This window comes from Robertkochia flava, from assembly GCF_020166515.1.
Lineage (GTDB): Bacteria > Bacteroidota > Bacteroidia > Flavobacteriales > Flavobacteriaceae > Robertkochia > Robertkochia flava.
In genome coordinates this window covers 732,854-749,178 of record NZ_JAINZT010000002.1, presented here as the reverse complement: position 1 = coordinate 749,178, position 16,325 = coordinate 732,854, and the positions used below count along the sequence as shown (strand labels likewise).

Annotated in this window: 11 protein-coding genes; 4 read left to right on the top strand and 7 right to left on the bottom strand. The window is 46.9% G+C overall.

Annotation, left to right across the window (positions count from 1 at the left end; translation table 11 throughout):
- Nucleotides 1-21: 21 nt before the first annotated feature.
- Entirely contained in the window at nt 22-612 is a 591-nt protein-coding gene (locus K7R11_RS03735; protein ID WP_224488749.1) for a hypothetical protein, read from the top strand.
- A 68-nt stretch (nt 613-680) separates the two neighbouring features.
- Here the strand turns inward: K7R11_RS03735 and K7R11_RS03730 are convergent, their stop codons facing one another.
- From K7R11_RS03730 to K7R11_RS03715, 4 genes are all read right to left on the bottom strand, one after another.
- Complete coding sequence (locus K7R11_RS03730) at nt 681-1,895, bottom strand: MFS transporter (protein WP_224488748.1); 1,215 nt, start codon at nt 1,893-1,895, stop codon at nt 681-683.
- Nucleotides 1,896-2,157: 262 nt separating this feature from the next.
- Nucleotides 2,158-2,628 (bottom strand): DUF6428 family protein, encoded by a 471-nt coding sequence (locus K7R11_RS03725; RefSeq protein ID WP_224488747.1) that lies wholly within the window; start codon nt 2,626-2,628, stop codon nt 2,158-2,160.
- An 11-nt stretch (nt 2,629-2,639) separates the two neighbouring features.
- A complete protein-coding gene (locus K7R11_RS03720) occupies nt 2,640-2,987 on the bottom strand; it encodes an ArsR/SmtB family transcription factor (RefSeq protein WP_224488745.1) in 348 nt (115 codons plus the stop codon).
- Between the two features lie 269 nt (nt 2,988-3,256).
- Nucleotides 3,257-3,889 (bottom strand): FMN-binding negative transcriptional regulator, encoded by a 633-nt coding sequence (locus K7R11_RS03715; protein WP_224488743.1) that lies wholly within the window; start codon nt 3,887-3,889, stop codon nt 3,257-3,259.
- Between the two features lie 159 nt (nt 3,890-4,048).
- Between K7R11_RS03715 and K7R11_RS03710 the strand changes: the two genes are divergently transcribed.
- Both K7R11_RS03710 and K7R11_RS03705 read left to right on the top strand, forming a co-directional pair.
- Nucleotides 4,049-5,131 carry a formylglycine-generating enzyme family protein gene (locus tag K7R11_RS03710; RefSeq protein ID WP_224488742.1) on the top strand — a complete coding sequence of 361 codons (1,083 nt, stop codon included), beginning with the start codon at nt 4,049-4,051 and terminating at the stop codon, nt 5,129-5,131.
- A 75-nt stretch (nt 5,132-5,206) separates the two neighbouring features.
- Nucleotides 5,207-5,494, top strand: a complete 288-nt coding sequence (locus K7R11_RS03705; protein ID WP_224488740.1) for a thioredoxin family protein — start codon at nt 5,207-5,209, stop codon at nt 5,492-5,494.
- Between the two features lie 62 nt (nt 5,495-5,556).
- Here K7R11_RS03705 and K7R11_RS03700 read toward each other — a convergent pair whose 3' ends face one another.
- The gene (locus tag K7R11_RS03700; protein ID WP_224488738.1) at nt 5,557-5,811 is read right to left on the bottom strand and encodes a hypothetical protein; all 255 of its coding nucleotides are present in this window, start codon (nt 5,809-5,811) and stop codon (nt 5,557-5,559) included.
- Nucleotides 5,812-6,009: 198 nt separating this feature from the next.
- Nucleotides 6,010-6,276: a hypothetical protein gene (locus K7R11_RS03695; RefSeq protein ID WP_224488737.1), complete on the bottom strand. Its 267-nt coding sequence runs from the start codon at nt 6,274-6,276 to the stop codon at nt 6,010-6,012.
- Nucleotides 6,277-6,628: 352 nt separating this feature from the next.
- Here K7R11_RS03695 and K7R11_RS03690 point away from each other — a divergent pair, with 352 nt between their 5' ends.
- Complete coding sequence (locus K7R11_RS03690; RefSeq protein WP_224488736.1) at nt 6,629-8,494, top strand: M61 family metallopeptidase; 1,866 nt, start codon at nt 6,629-6,631, stop codon at nt 8,492-8,494.
- Nucleotides 8,495-8,736: 242 nt separating this feature from the next.
- Here the strand turns inward: K7R11_RS03690 and K7R11_RS03685 are convergent, their stop codons facing one another.
- Complete coding sequence (locus K7R11_RS03685) at nt 8,737-16,320, bottom strand: S8 family serine peptidase (RefSeq protein WP_224488735.1); 7,584 nt, start codon at nt 16,318-16,320, stop codon at nt 8,737-8,739.
- Nucleotides 16,321-16,325: the final 5 nt, after the last annotated feature.

The window sequence follows — 16,325 nt, the reverse complement described above, 5'->3', positions numbered from 1 at the left end:
AAAAACCTCAAAATTTTAAACATGAACTTGAAACCCCTTTTTATTATCCTGTTTACCAGTCTCACTGTCGTTGCACAGCAAAAAGATGTAAAGCAGCAAATTGCGAACGAATTCACCGAATACCAGGAAGCGATTTCGGATAAAGATTTCGAAAAGGCCCTGGATTATATAGTGCCGGGCTTCTTTGAGATCTATCCAAAGGCAGATCTGCTTAAACTTATGGAGCAATCCTTTAACAATCCCGACATTACCTTTGAGATCACCAACCTGAAGATCGAAAATATCGAAGCGCCTGAACACATCGATGAGAAACATTATGCCCTGCTCACCTATTCCAACCAGATGAACATGAAATTCATGAGCCAGGACTCACTTACGGATGAAGAGAAAAAATCACGAATCAGTATGACCCTGATCTCGCTGGAGCAATCGTTCGGATCAAACAATGTGAGTTATGACGCCGCTACCGACTTTTTTAGGGTGAAGGCTGAAAAACAGGTCTATGCCATTTCAGAAAATGGCAGCTCCGACTGGAAGTTTCTCGCCATAGAAAAGGGGCAGAAAGCGATCCTGGAACAATTGCTTCCGGCAGAACTTTCCAGGAAGCTCTGATCTTTCCCCGAAATAAAAACAGGGTTCAAAGCTATTCCTGAAACAGGATTAATGAACTCCGGAGTTCATTAATCCATTCTGATTTTTATGATCAAAGCCGAGATCAATGTTAAGCATGCAATGACTCCAACAGATGGTAACACCCCCCACATATCGGCAATGACCCCGGTCAAAATAGCTCCTGCAGCATAACCAAGGTCTCTCCAGAGGCGAAATACTCCTATACTCTTTGCGCGTTGTTCCGGATGGGTAAATTCTGCCACCCCGGCCAGAAAGGTAGGGTATACCAGTGCGGTACCTGCTCCCAGAACCACAGAAAGAAGCAGGAATTCTGAAAAGCTAACCGCCCAAAGCATAGCACATAGGGCAAAAGCCTGGCTTAGCATTCCTGTAAAGAGCAACTTTTTTTTCTGAAAATGATCCGCCATCTTGCCGGTCAGCAGTTGTCCAAGCCCCCATACAGACGGATAAACCGCAACAATAATCCCGATCTGATCCAGGGAAAAGGACCTGGATGCTAATAGTATGGGAAGTAACCCCCAAACCATCCCGTCATTCAGGTTATTCACGAAACCGGCCTGGGTAATCGAGCCCAGGTTCCTGTCCGTCCAGGTCGTTTCCCTGAAGATATGCCTTAGTTTACGTACGGAGCTGGTCTTTGTCTCGGCAGCCACATGGTGGCGGGTATCCTTTACCAGCAACCAGGACCCCAGTATGCCCATTACTGCAAAAAAGATTCCCAAATAAAACGGATATGGCCGGATACCATAACGGGAAGCGATCCATCCTGTTAGAAAAGCTACCCCTCCAACGGCCAGGTACCCGGCAGATTCATTCAGGCCCATGGCCAGCCCCCTGTCTTTCTCCCCCACCAGGTCGATCTTCATGACCACTGTACTAGACCATGAAAGACCCTGATTGATCCCCAGAAGTATATTTGCAAATACGATCCATCCCCAGGTAGGGGCCAGCATGAGTATCAGCGGCACAGGAAGGGCAAACACCCACCCGATGACCAGCAAGTTCTTTCGCCCTACCTTATTTGCCCAGGCCCCTGCATAATAATTCGCCACTGCCTTGGTGATGCCGAACACCACAATAAAAGACAGGATGGTCGACTTTACCACCATCCCGAATTCCTGCTCGGCAAGTTCAGGCAAAATAGTACGCTCTAATCCAACCATACCTCCGACGAAGGCATTGATAAGAACGAGTAAGGTAAATTGTTTCCAGTTTTCCCGGAGTCCGAGGGAGATGGATGGGTTTTGGGAATTATTTATCAAAGCAAAATCTCGTTTGTGGTCTCTAATTTGAATCCTTAAAATGGAATACCCGCATTCGCCCGGCTTTATGCAGCACCTGCTGTCCGGGGAAAGGAGTCATATCTTTCCCCAGAATTTTCATGCAAAACTGATAACAGGAACAATCCCTTGTGTGGGGAGATCCTGTCGTTATTCTGAAAGCAAACAGCTCCTGCAGGCAGAAATTACTCCTACGAAATTAAAGGTGGAGTACAGTTAGATCTGCGACCCTTAAGATCCCTTTTTAACAACAACCCGACCCGGGCGTACATGCTCCTGCAGTCGCCTGCAATTCAGAAAGTCGCACTTTTGGCTTTTTCTCCGGGATACCACAGGCTTCTTTAGCCAGGCAATCGGTATGAGTGGGAGTCAACATAAAGTGCTTCCCGTTAAATTCCAGGCCGTATTTTTCAATGGTGCTCCCCTGGTACTCCACTTCGATCTCATGGTCATCCAACAACAACTGCTTTTCCGATACAGCGATGATATCCTTTAACTTGGTTGCAAGAAGCCTGTGATCATAGTCTTCTGCAGTGAATAATTGAAAATTGATCACCGTCTGTTTTCTCAGTGTTCCCCCGCAGTCAATAAAGCGCCTTTGCACTTCCCCTATCTCGGTAACATGGAAATGTGACGGTACCATACTTCCATCCGGCAATTCAAAATACAAGGCATCAATCTGTGCCAGAGCTGCTTTTACTTCCGATAATTTCATGAGTGTTCGTTTTATTTATTTTTTGATGAATTACACTTTTCTGTTGGGGCTTCCATACAGGCAGATAATTGCGCGAAATATTCCATAACTGCATTCCAACCCTCCCGGTCGATACAATAGCACATGTTTTTTCCTGAGATCTCTCCTTTGATCAGCCCTACCTTTTTGAGTTCCGATAAATGCCTTGATACTGTTGGCTGCGCCAAAGGCAATTCAGATATGATATCACTGCAGATACATGATGGACTTTTTGCCAGGTATTCCATGATGGCCAGACGGGCCGGATGCCCTAGGGCTTTAATGACCTCTGACATGTGCAGGACCTGAGGATCGAATCCTTCTGTTTTCGTTATTCCCATATTGCAATATTACAATATGTTATTTTAATGGCAAAGAGTTTTTTTAAAGGTGGGGATATAGGGATTTGGGGATGTAGGGATGTAGGGATGTAGGGATGTAGGGATGTAGGGAGATAAGAAAACAAATCCGGATCCTTCAATATAGCATCCATCTATAGGTTAGTCGCGTATTCCTACCCTTAGCTGGTGGGCAGCCGGCTGGTATGCCATAAGAAAAACTGCACACCTCTTTAGTAAGTATGCGTTACCCGATCTATCCCATTAGTGTCCTACCCGAACAGATCCTTCTTCCGTTTCTCCATCTCTTCGGCAATGGCCCTTGCATTGGGATCTCCTTCCCGGAGATGGGTGATAACATTCTCAAAGCTTTCCCTGTCCTTATCCTGGCTGAGCTTAAACACATGGTCCATATCCTCTACCTCCACCTCAAAAGCCACGATATAGTCCAACAGGCGGCTGGTATAATGCCCGGGGAGGTTCTCATAAACAGTCGGAGAGTCTTCCCTGTATTTTTCAAAATGAAGCGTCGTTTTTTTAAGGATATTTACAAGTGCTTCCCTATCCCGAAAATGTATCTTACCCCTGATCTGGACACTCATATAATTCCATGTCGAGGCCTGACTCTGATGGGCATAGGCAGTGGCACTCACATAGGTATGAGGCCCGGGGAACACCAGCATCACCCTTGGGTTTTCCTGAAAGGCCTTATGGTGCTCGGCATCCCGAATCAAATGTCCGCGAACCAGCCATTTTCCCTGTTCTTTTTCGAGAAATACCGGCACCTGGGTGGCTACAGGATTATAATTTATATCGCAGCCCGATAGCACGGCAAAGGGGTGGTTTGCAACGAATTCCCGGATCGCATCGGGATCCTTGTCCTTGTAGCTATTATCCTGATACATCTGTTCTCACTTTTTGGTCATGCAATTTAATACAATAAGCCCGAAAGAGGAGTTTAACTCCAATAGATTGTATTTCATATTGTAAACTGTGCAGCTGCCCCCAAAAAAGTCCGCCTACACTACAGAATACCTTATATTTAACAATAAAACAGAACCACGATGTCGCTTCATATCAGACTGATAGCATTACTGCTAATAGGACAAGGACTTTTATCGATTTCCTGTAAAAATGAAAAATCGGTTACTGCCGGCCCAACAGCATCATCTTCGGATGTAACTCAAATGGCCCCCGACCCTCCTGAAGACATGGTGTATATTCCAGGCGGTCAATTTACCATGGGTGCCCCTGAAAGCGACCGGCAGGCATGGCCTCATGAAAAACCGGCACATCCGGTAAAGGTAACTCCCTTCTTTATTGATAAAACCGAAGTGACCAATGCCCAATTTGCTGCCTTTACAGCAGCGACGGGTTATAAGACCATTGCCGAAAGGGCTATTGACTGGGAAGCGCTTAAAACACAGGTCCCTCCCGGTACGCCAAAGCCTCATGACTCTGTCCTGCAACCGGGGTCTCTGGTCTTTAAGCAACCCGAACAACCGGTAGCCAATCTTCAGGATTATTCCCAATGGTGGATATGGAAAACCGGGGCCAACTGGCGTCATCCGAAGGGCCCGGAAAGCACCATTGAAGGCCTGGAAGATCATCCCGTGGTGCATATTGCCTATGAAGACGCCGTAGCCTATTGCGAATGGGTGGGCCGAAGACTGCCAACAGAGGCTGAATGGGAATTTGCTGCCCGTGGCGGATTATTGAAGGAAAGATATCCCTGGGGCGATGATCGCGAAAAACTGGAAATCTCAAACAACAGCTGGACAGGTGCCTTCCCGATGTCGAACGACCAGGAAGATGGGTTTATCACCACCGCTCCTGTAGCCTCCTATCCGCCTAACGGTTTTGGCTTATACGATATGGCCGGAAATGTTTGGGAGTGGACCTCAGACTGGTACAACAGCAATTACTACGCCCGCGCCCTGGAACAGGGTATCCTTGAAGATCCGGAAGGTGCTTCCGAACATTACAATCCCGGGCAACCCTATGTCCTTCAAAAGGTGGTAAAAGGCGGATCTTTCCTTTGCAGTGACAGCTACTGCGCCAGTTACCGGGTATCGGCACGCATGGCTACCGACCTGGATTCCGGCCAGCAGCACCTGGGCTTCAGAACGGTTAAGGATATTGAATAGAACACCTGTACAGATATGCCATTTCTCTGTAAGGAGGGCACCACACTTCCTACCAATGCTAAAACCCTTCAAAACATGAAAGTCAGCGACTCCATTTCCTGTTTACTTTTTAGCGGGACCCATTGTGGTATCTGCCAGGCCATAAAACCGAAACTCCAAGCCATGACAGCACAATACCCGGAAGTAGAATTCCATATTAAAGACAGTGCGGAGCAGCCTGAACTGGCTGCCCGTCATTCCGTATTCAGCATTCCCACCCTTCTTATTTTTGCCGAAGGCAAGGAGTACCGAAGGTATCATGGTGCCTTTTCCATCCAAACGGTGGAAGATGACCTGGGACGACTTATTTCCCTGATGCATTAAAAAAGTCCGCAGTATCAATGCTACTGCGGACTCTCCTACTAACTAACTTAAAAATATAAAGCTTAAATACCGCCTGACCCGGCGATCAATTCTGCAAGTTTTTTTGTATCTCTTTGTATCTGCATCTCCAGATAGCAAGCTTCAACACTTTCTGCCGGAACCCCTTTACATTCGGTAAGTTCCCTGTATTCTTTCAAAAGTCTCGCTAATTTCGATGACAGTCTGGCGACTTTAAATTCAACCGCCTTCAGTTCACCCCTTGATTTCAAGTTCAGGATATCCCTGGGAGTGTTTTCATTAGGTATCGATTTTTTCATAGATGGTTGGTTTTAGAGGATTACTCACCTCCGCAAGTAACTAAACCTTAGTTGAAAATTGATTGTTTTGCAATGGACCAATTAAATTAACATTTTTTTTAGATATACAATAGTAAAATCGCAAAAATCTCATTATCACAACATTAGGTTAACTTATGATGAAATTCATATCAATTGCAAACCAGGGTGCACACCACACTACCAATTTATAGGCGCACATTGCATCTCCACATAGGCGTCATCTACAATCGCATTGATCTCATCCTGTTCAAGAAAGAAAAAGAAATCCTCACAATTACTCAGTTCTTCCAGGAGGACACGGCAAAATTCCCTGGACCGTTTAAAGCTGTTGGTGATAAAATCCATCTGGGCAGCGATCACAGGGATTCCCACTGCTTTCAGATCGCGTTCGAGGTTTTTTAGAAAGGTCTTTTTACAAATGTCTTTTAGCAATTCTTTTTTCATAGCAATTTTTTAATTCTCCAGTAAATCGATTGGTTGTAATCCAAATGTAAACATTAACCCGCTACAGACAGAAAATCTCCTATATTCTTCGTCAAAAAGTTGTAATTCCCCCCTTAAAATAGCGTGGTTAACATGGTCTTAGTCCTGGGCTTACAATTCCTTAACATTGTTACTGTAAGGAATTCCCCATGGTATCCATCCTGGATCTCACCTAAATTTTCTATCTTAGAGCTGCCGGATCTTCCTTTTAAACTCCCTGCCCCGAATAACCTGCGCCACGCTGTATTCCCCCATCATTTCTTAGCTCAACCGCTTATGCCTGCATAACTTCATCAAAAACATTCAGGCTATTATGAGCATTCGATCTTGTCTAATTATTCTCTTGTCAGCAGTATTGTACAGTTGCGGACCTGCATCTGTAACCAAAGGCAAAAGAGCGCAGTCTGTACAGGTAAACATCGACCTTACAGCAGTATCAGACGACCAGGTACAAGTTTCCATTATCGCTCCGGAAATAACCCAGGAAACCATCCACTTCATGTTTCCCAGTATTATTCCGGGCACCTATTCCATAGCCGATTACGGCCGGTACGCAGAAAATTTTCAGGCTTTAGATGCCGATGGAAACGAACTGGCTGTGACCCGTTTAAACGACAATACCTGGCTCATCGAAAATGCCACTATTCTGGAAAAGGTAACTTACAGGGTCAACGACACCTTTGACAACGAAGAGGCCGATTTCTTTACCCGGGAGGGGACAACAATATTTTCCCCGGCGGGAACTAATATTTTGGAAGGGCAGAATTACCTGTTAAACATGTGTGGATTTGCCGGGTATTTTGAAGGTAAGGAAGAGCTGTCCTACACCATAACCATCGACCACGAGGCCACCTTGTATCCCGGTACCGCACTAAAAGACATGGACCCGGCAGAAAACAGGGTTGTCTACCAGACGGCCAGGTATGCCGAACTGGTAGACAACCCCATTATGTTCTCGAATACGCCTGCTATTTCTTCGGAGGTCGCCAACCTGGAGGTCCTGCTTCAGGTGTATGCCCCTTCGGAAAGTTCGGTTACGGCCACAGCACTGATGCTGGATCTGGAGGCCATGATCGCAGCTCAAAAGCACTATCTCGGCGAGATCAATAACACCGGTAAATACGCCGTACTTACGTATATAACTTCGGGAGCTGAGGACGATGCCAAGGGTATCGGAGCCCTTGAGCACAATTATTCGACCACTGCGGTCTTCAGCGAAGACATGACCTCAGAAGACCTTACTGATGTGATCTCACATGAATTCTTTCATACCCTGACCCCCTTGAACGTCCACTCGGAATACATACAGTATTGGGATTTTAACGCCCCGGAACTTTCCAAACACCTATGGATGTACGAGGGGATCACCGAATATTTCGCCCAGCATTTCCAGGTGGCAGAAAACCTGATCGGGGAAGAGGAGTTCTACCGCAGGATGTATGAAAAGATGAATTTTTCCATGCAGTTTAAAGATCAGCTTTCTTTTACCGAAATGAGCGCGAACATACTCGATCCGGATATGAAAGAACAGTTTCCCAACGTTTACCTGAAGGGCGCCCTCATGGCCATGTGTATGGACATCATTATCCGGGAACAATCTGAGGGAGAAAAGGGACTTCTGGACGTTATGGGCGAACTCAGCAAGCGGTACGGGCCTGACCAGCCTTTCGAGGAAGACGGGATCATTTCTGAATTCACCAGCCTGACCTATCCTGAGGTGGGGGATTTCCTGCAAAAACATATTGTGGAAGGCGGCCCTGTAAACTACGATCAATACCTGGCAAAGGTTGGGATAACCCGCGCAGCAGCGATGGTTCCGGAACAAATTGCCTTCATCATAGCCAAAAAGCCCTATATCCGTATCGACCAGGCCAGGGAGCAGGTAATCGCTTCCTTCCCGGACGACAAAAACGTTTTCTTTAATACCCTCGGGGTAAAAGAAGGAGATGTATTGCTAGAGCTCAACGAGAAACCCTTCGAGAGTGACGATCTGATGAAAGTGGCTATGCTGGGCTACGCCCTTGAAGAGAATACGCCTGTACGCCTTAAAATACTCCGGGACGGACAGGAGATGCTCTTAGAAGGTCCGGTGCAACTTAATTATAAGAAAGGGGAAACCTATTCGTTTACTGATAATTCAAAACAAGCCCTGAAAAATGACTGGCTGATGCAGGATTAAAACCACTTTGCCCTTCAGTGCTGCCACCCCTCCTTATAGAGGAGGGAATCACGGCAACTATTCATGGAGGTTTGTTAAGGAATTCCACCGAGGCACATGGCATAAGCCGCCGCCAAAAACCAGGCAGATCGCCACCGTTTACTTCTCAAACTTCACGAATACAAATACCTTCCAACTCCATAACCCTGAAAAACAAAAAACCCGGCTCCAGGAGCCGGGTTTTTAAAAAGAAAACTTAACACTTAATTCTTCACAATCTTCTTCACAGACTTCGCATTCGCTGTCACCATTTCTACATAGTAGACTCCTGGTGTCAGGTCAGAAACCGAAATTTCTATTGTGCCGTCTGATCCGTCAGACTGTGCAGACTTGATCAGCATACCAAGTGCGTTATAAAAATTGATATCCATAGATTCCATCACCGGGCTGTACATCCTGATATTCATGATGTCGTCAACCGGGTTAGGATGTACTTTCCAACTGGCATCGAGCTGGGCATCCTCGGTTACATTACCGATAACAACCACATCGAAACTGGTGGTGATCTCTCCACCTCTCGGATCGGTACCTTTCAGGGTAACCGTAGTAGTTCCGAGCTTGATCGGAGTGACCATAATGGCATTGTCGTTCCTGAACAGATCAGCAACACCTTCATCCGAGATCGTTGCAGTGTAATGCACCTGCTCACCGTCCGGATCGGCAAATATATCGCCAAAATTAAGCTGGTAATCTCCGCTGTACAGGTTGATGTACTGCGTAGGTATTTCTGCCACTTCCGGCTTTCTGTTGACATCCTGAACGTCTACACGGATCACCGAAACCCCTTTTATGCCATGTTCATCTTCTGTGGCGATATCAAAGGTATGGATTCCGCTATCCTCATAACCCGGAGTATAGGTAAAGGTGATCATTTCATTCTCAAAGGTCATTCCTGCCCCTGCTTTTTCCGTAAGAAGAACAGCCCCGGAGATCATATCACCTTCCAGGTCATCCAGCTGAAGGTTCAGGGTGAGGGTATCATTTTCATTTACATAATACACCTCATCTGCCACCACCTTCGGAGCCTGGTTGATATCCAGTCTCACCGGGATGCTTACGTTTCGCATTTCGGGATCGTTGGTCGTGATCAACAGGCTTCCCGTATTTACAGCAGCAGACGCCCTTTGAGGATTCAATTGAATTCCGAGGTCAAATGTACCTCCGGCTGCAACCTCTCCCTGCATATCTCCAGGAATACTGATCCAGTTCTTCTCTGCAGGCGTTACTTCTCCGGCACGTACCATCCAGCCTGAACCGGAGTATCCGGCATCAGCAAGATCATACCAAAAACCTCCGGAAACGAACTGGAACCTGTTCGTCACATCTTCCGCCACTTCGGCAATTCCCTGAGGGTACTCAGCTCCCAGTGGGTAGGTGAATACAACATAAAACTGCTCGTACGGCAACAACTCTACGGTTTTCCCAAGTTCAAAGGTAACCAGGCTTCCGTCAAAATCTTCTTCACTAACCGCATAGGACAGGGTTTCCTTATGCAACACTTTTCCGGATGCCACATTGCTACCCACGCGAATCTCCACCTTGATGTCAGAATCAAGCCAGGTTCCCGGTGCATACCACGTTTGTACATGCGACAGGTTAAATCCGCCTTCTGGAGCAACAAACCGAGTCGAGGTGGTAAACTCAGATCCTCCTCCATACCCAAGAGTGGTATACGCCTGCTGGTTATTATCATGGGCCAGCAGATTGGCAAATGTGGCATTGGCCGGTATTATTGCCGGGGTATTTCCGGCCGGGCTTAGCGCATTGCTCAACAATACAGCTTTACCTTCCGAAGCCTCCATAGCCTCTGCGGCAGTAGCATCGGGTCTTTCATAATCCATCCCAAGGGTATAGACCAGGGGCGATTGTCCTTCCGCATTCCCCATCTGAAGCGTATGATCATATACATCATTATTGTATGCCATATGATACACCGGCTCCTCATTCACTGTAAAGGAAGGCGGCAACTTGAAGTCGGCCATGATCGGCATTTCTTCGGTAGTACCGAAATCGGTTGTTGCTACCACCTTATTCACATATTCAGGGTTCGCCTCAGCAGGCGTTACCGTAAGTCTGAACGTTTTGGATTCAAATCCGGGAGCTACCGTAAAAGCGTCCGTTGATCTGACCGCTCTCCAGCTCGGACCAAAGAATCCGTCTACCAGATGTTCAAGAATAGCCGTAGCGCCATCTTCAACATGCAGGTTACTTACCGTCATCTCCTTTTTCCCGGTATTAGAGAAAGAGATATCATAGGAATATGATTTTCCAGGCAATACCATTTGTTCTCCCATATCAAGGGTGTCCGGGTTAAAGGTGAATCTTGGTTCTCCGTTCACCGTAATTTCCACGGGTACTTCCACCTCAGGTGTCAGCGGAGTATTATTGATCACTTTAAGGGATTCAGTGTACACTCCGGCATCAGCCCCCATGGTGCTAAACTTCAGGTCATAAGACCTGCTGGCTCCGGCTTCAAGGGTTTCCTTTTTCGCGGGATAGATATCCACGGCCACGCCATCTGCAAAGAAGGGCTGGAAGTAGGCAATTTCGAATCCTTTCGTTCCATCCTCATTCTCAATACCAATTAATCCGCCAGAGGCTGAACCATCCTTGTACTGGAATTTGATCTTTCCGTTCTTATAGAGAATGGCCTGGAAGCTGTAGGTACCTCCAAATCCACCGGGGGTATACGATCTCCACTCAAAAACCACCTTATCATCAAAGGCTTTCATAAAGCGGCCCCAGGCAGCTTCGTCTGAAGTTACATTCGGACCACCCCTTCCAAAATATGGAGAGATGATGGCATTCAGGTTATCATCTTCGGGGATCCTGTTCGGGATGAATGTACTGTATGATTCATCTACTTCCTCCTGCAGGCTCAGTACCCCCTGGGTACCCATCCAGATCTTGGTATACTTTTTCTGGTAGAACTCAAATTCAAATGGAAGATCCAGTTGCTCCCAGTTATCACCCTGTGCCAGATAGAATGGCACCTTATCTTCCAGTCCAAGCTTTATCCACTGGAAGGTAGGCTTGGAACCGTCATCATAGGTAGAGCGGTATACATAAGTGTACTCTTCTACAGCATTTACAGCAGCTTCCGGTTCATTTACCGTAACGTGTTCTGAAGCAGCAAGGGCATACTCCAGGGTAGCGTTACCGGTATTGGTTACCTTAAACGAACGCATGACCTCCGTATCGGGTTCCATGGTTTCTGCATAGGCAGCTTCCATGACCCCGATCCCGGGCGCATCAACGATCTCACCACTAAAGGTGGTCTCGTAGGTGCTGCCCTGGGCATCCGTCACCACAAGCACATCAGAGATCTGTCCGAGGTCCTGCGTGTTCAGGGTATAATCAATATAATAGGTTTGGTTGGGTTCGATAATTAAACTGGTCTCCCCGTCAAAGCTCAGCTGACCATTGGCAAATGCGATATCGGTGATATCGATCTGACGTGAACCGTCATTCTTTACTTCAATAACTCCGGTTACATCCGCCTGTTGGAATACATTTCCAAAATCCACCCCGGTTTCACTAAGCGTGAGCTGGGAAACGCCTCCCCCGATCACATTGAGGTTGATCTCAATAGCCTGGGAACTGTTATTCGGATCGTTGGAGAGCACAGAAATATACTCGGTGTGATTCCCTTCGATCAGTTTCTCCTCATCAATAACGATAAGTAGTTCTTTAGAACCACCGGGCTGCACCAATCCTTTTGGCTCCGTAACGCTCTTGATCAGGCCAATCCCGGGACTGTGAATGTGAACGATCTGCTGGGGCGCATGGGGTAAACTCACCTTATCGTTCTGGGAATGAACTATCACCCCATCAGTTTTTGATTCATTTTCGATACCACTATAGTACCCGTTCAATTGAAAGGAGAACAATCCATCGAACTTATCATAGATAAATTTAATGTCTCCGTTACTGTACAACTCGATCTGGAAGGTTAGGGCCACGGTGGCTCTATCCCTGCTGTTTCTCACATCGGTATACTGCAGGATAAATTTACCCGGCTCTCTTTTATAATGCACACTTCCCCCAAGGGTGAATGCGTATTCCCTAAGTGCAGCCGCAATGTATCCATCCGGCATAAATGAACGCCCAAATCCCGGGGAGGAAGCAAAATTACTGTTAGTCCCAATGGTCAGGGCCCCCTGGTTGGTAATATTCAGGTTATCATAATACCCTCCGTAATACGGGAAGTCGAATCCGAGTTCCACATTGTAATAATCTACTCCCGAATTATTAATAAAGAAGTCTGTTACATCGGTACCGGTAGTGGAGATATCGTTAAACACGTAATCGTTATACGGGGTTTTCTCCATGACATAATTGTACTGCGGCACATTATCAGGCAGGTTTTCAATATGACTCAGATCATCTGCAAAAGCAGGAAAACCATATTGTAAAGGATATTCCCCGTTATTGGTAAGGGTAACACTTGCCTGGGCAGGCTCTCCTACCATAAGGCTATCCATATCGATCACAACCGGTGCAACCTCCATTTCAGCAGTTGCAGTACCCACACCAAAGACATTGAATTCATGAACATCACCATTGGCACTGGTCATGGTGATCACAGCGTTTTCGTTACCAATTCCCGAGGGCGTGTAGGTAATGGATAATGTATATTCTGATTTAGCATCGATATTCGGCAGACTCCACCCTGTATTCACTACAAAGGCAGGATTGGAAGAGGTAATAGACTGTGTCTTAAATCTTCCAAGTCCACTATTAACGATGGTCATTTCCCTGGTGGAGGAAAGCCCTTCAAATACACTTCCAAAGTCAAGGATATTAACGGTGCTCAGTTCAGGCTTCTGTCCTGAAACACCAACACGCACAGGTACCCTGTAAAAAGGCTCATCTGCATCGTTAGATTGTATTACAATATTGGAATTATAGGTACCATTGATCAGGTTGCTGGCGTCAACAGCCACTTCCATATCTGTTGTACCAATACCGGCGATCTGCCCTTCACTAGGTGTAAGGGTCGTATATTGCCCCAGGGGCGCATACTGGCTGGAGGCGGTTACCACCCAACCCCAGGCATCACTTCCAATGGCTTGCGAAATCGGCACCCAGCTCTTTCCAAGGTCAAAACTCATCAAACAGCGGTCTGAATAACCCGGAGTAGTCTCCGGAGCCATACCTACTGGATACAGATTATTGGCAGGCACATGGAATACCACCCAGAAGCTTTCTCCCTGCTCAAAGAACAATTGTTCCTGCATGCTGCTGAAGTAATAGCGCGTATCATTTTCCTTATTACCCTCGAAATTATTATCGCGGTAGATCAGGTTATCCTCATGGATCTGAGTTCCTTTGTAGATCTCCATTACTGCAGGCCCATCTTCCTTATCCAGGTTTAAATAGGTAGTGATACGGGTAAGGTTAAACCCATCCGGCTCGGTAACGTCGAACCTGGTGGCCGTGGAATTGGTCATGGTCGTATCCTCTTCCCCGATTACATAAATCGGGCTTGCGGTATAATCCCTTTTCTCCGAAGGCTCCCATGCATACAGCACTGCCTCCTTTGTCGGGAATGGCTCAGGCATTTGTATTTCCTGCATTTCCACATTGAGCTGTGCTGTGGATTTTGCTGTACCTGCAGCAGGCATCTGTACACTGGTCCAGGAAGCCTGGTTGGAAACCTGTCTGGTTTCTGCAGTCCAGTTCAAGATTCCATCCTGGTCGTTTTGGATCTGTAACATTTCCGCTACAGAAGTGACCGTGGTCACATCCAGGGTATAGTTCAGGCTGGTCAGGTCTGTATTAATATCAGGACCCTGGTTGGTTTTATCAGAAATGATCTGTGACATTTCAGACCTGTTCCCCCATCGGTCTTCAGCGACAACTGAGAAATAATACACGGTCTCGAAATCCAGGTCTTCAATAGTAACTTCGATCACATCTCCAACTTCCCGGAAATCATTGGTAACGATCAGTTCCGATTTTCCGCCCATGTTTTCGTTGGCAGACCAATACACGTGGTATTTTTCCGGAGTACCGTCTCCTTCATCAGAAGGAACGCTAAAACTCAAAGAGGCAAAATCCTGAGAAATTCCCACCAGGTTTAAATCGGTTATCGTATTAGGGGCTGTATTATCATTTTCTGCAAGCGCCAGGGCTGCATCCATGAAACCAAGTCCTAATTTCCCGGCATATTCCGGGTTATACGATTCAATATCTCGTACTCCTGTAAGTAATCTTTGCTTAAGCTCCTTATTGGTAAAGGTTGAAGATCCATATTTAGACACGATAAGTGCTGCCACACCCGAAGCATGTGGGGTGGCCATGGAGGTACCCTGAAGGTATCCGTAACCATTCGCGGGAATGGTACTGAGCACCTGGTTCTTAACGCCCTGGCTAACATCTCCACCGGTGGTGGTAAGATCTACCCAGTTTCCGTAACTTGAGTAAACTGCTTTTTTGTAGTTTGCACCGGTTGCCGCAACGGCAATGGTCTTTTCATATACCGATGGGTAATGCAATTCTTCCACTCCATTGTTACCGGCTGCAAATAACACTACTCCACCCTTCATCGGGCTTCCCGGATAATTCCCGGCTTCTTCCACAAAGTAGTCGATAGCGTCCAGTACGGCCTGCTCGTAGTATCCACTGGTCTGGTACCCCCAGGAATTCTGAGAGATCACTGCCCCGTTATCTGCACCGTAAACGATGGCAGCAGGGAAGTTCCCTCCTCCTCCATTGGGAGAAAATACCTGGGCCGAGATCATACGAACCCCGTCTCCGTTTCCGGATCCACCGGCTACCCCGGCAACTCCCTTACCATTATTGCTGGTAGCAGCAACAGTACCAGCTACGTGGGTCCCGTGCTCATGAGCAACAATGTCCCCCTGACGATCCACAAAGTTATACCCGTGTACATCATCAATATACCCGTTAAAGTCGTCGTCTACTCCGGGCTCTCCATTCAACTCGGCTTCATTCACCCATAAATTATCACGCAGGTCCTCGTGTTCGGTATCGATACCTCCGTCTACTACTGCCACGATCACATTTGGCGTACCGGTGGTAATATCCCAGGCCGGTCTGACATTGATATCAACTCCCGGCTCGGATTGCGGAAGGGTTCCGTCATTGAAAAGATGCCACTGATCGGCCAGATACGGATCGTTGGTGCTCATTGGCATCGCAGGGGAAGAAGGCATTTCCACCCTTTCAACTCCCGTGTAATCCACAGATTTTACGCGAATGGCCTCTGCCATTTCCACGTACTCGTTTCCTCCGTATTCACTAACAACGGTTAGCAGATCGGCCTCATTTTCTACATCGATCTCATACCACAGGTGAAGCCCGTGCTTAATGTGGCGGGATTCATTTTTTCCGGCATGGGGGAATACCCGCTCCATTTTGGTAGCGGCAAATTTGGCACTGATCTTATCGAAACTGCTCAGTCCGATTTTAAGTTGCCCGATGGCCGTGGACTTTTTCATGCCCTTGGCGACCATCTCTACCTGGTTCGGTTTTATTTTGACCCGAACCTTACCCGGCACAAAATCCTTATTTTGTGCCATCACATTTAAAGAACCGGCCATCCATAGGACTAAGGTCAGGACGCCCAGTTTTTTAAACAACTGTGTAATTTTAGTCATAATCTTGTTTTTAGTTGCATTACTTGTATCGTGATCCTCTTCAGAATCAATCTCTTGTAATTCTTCATTTTTCAATGCGTGAAGCATTGAGCGAAGTGCCTTTCGCTGAGACGCATTGCGTTTGAGCCAGCTATCGACACCATCTTTGTCCAGCTCATCCATTTTCT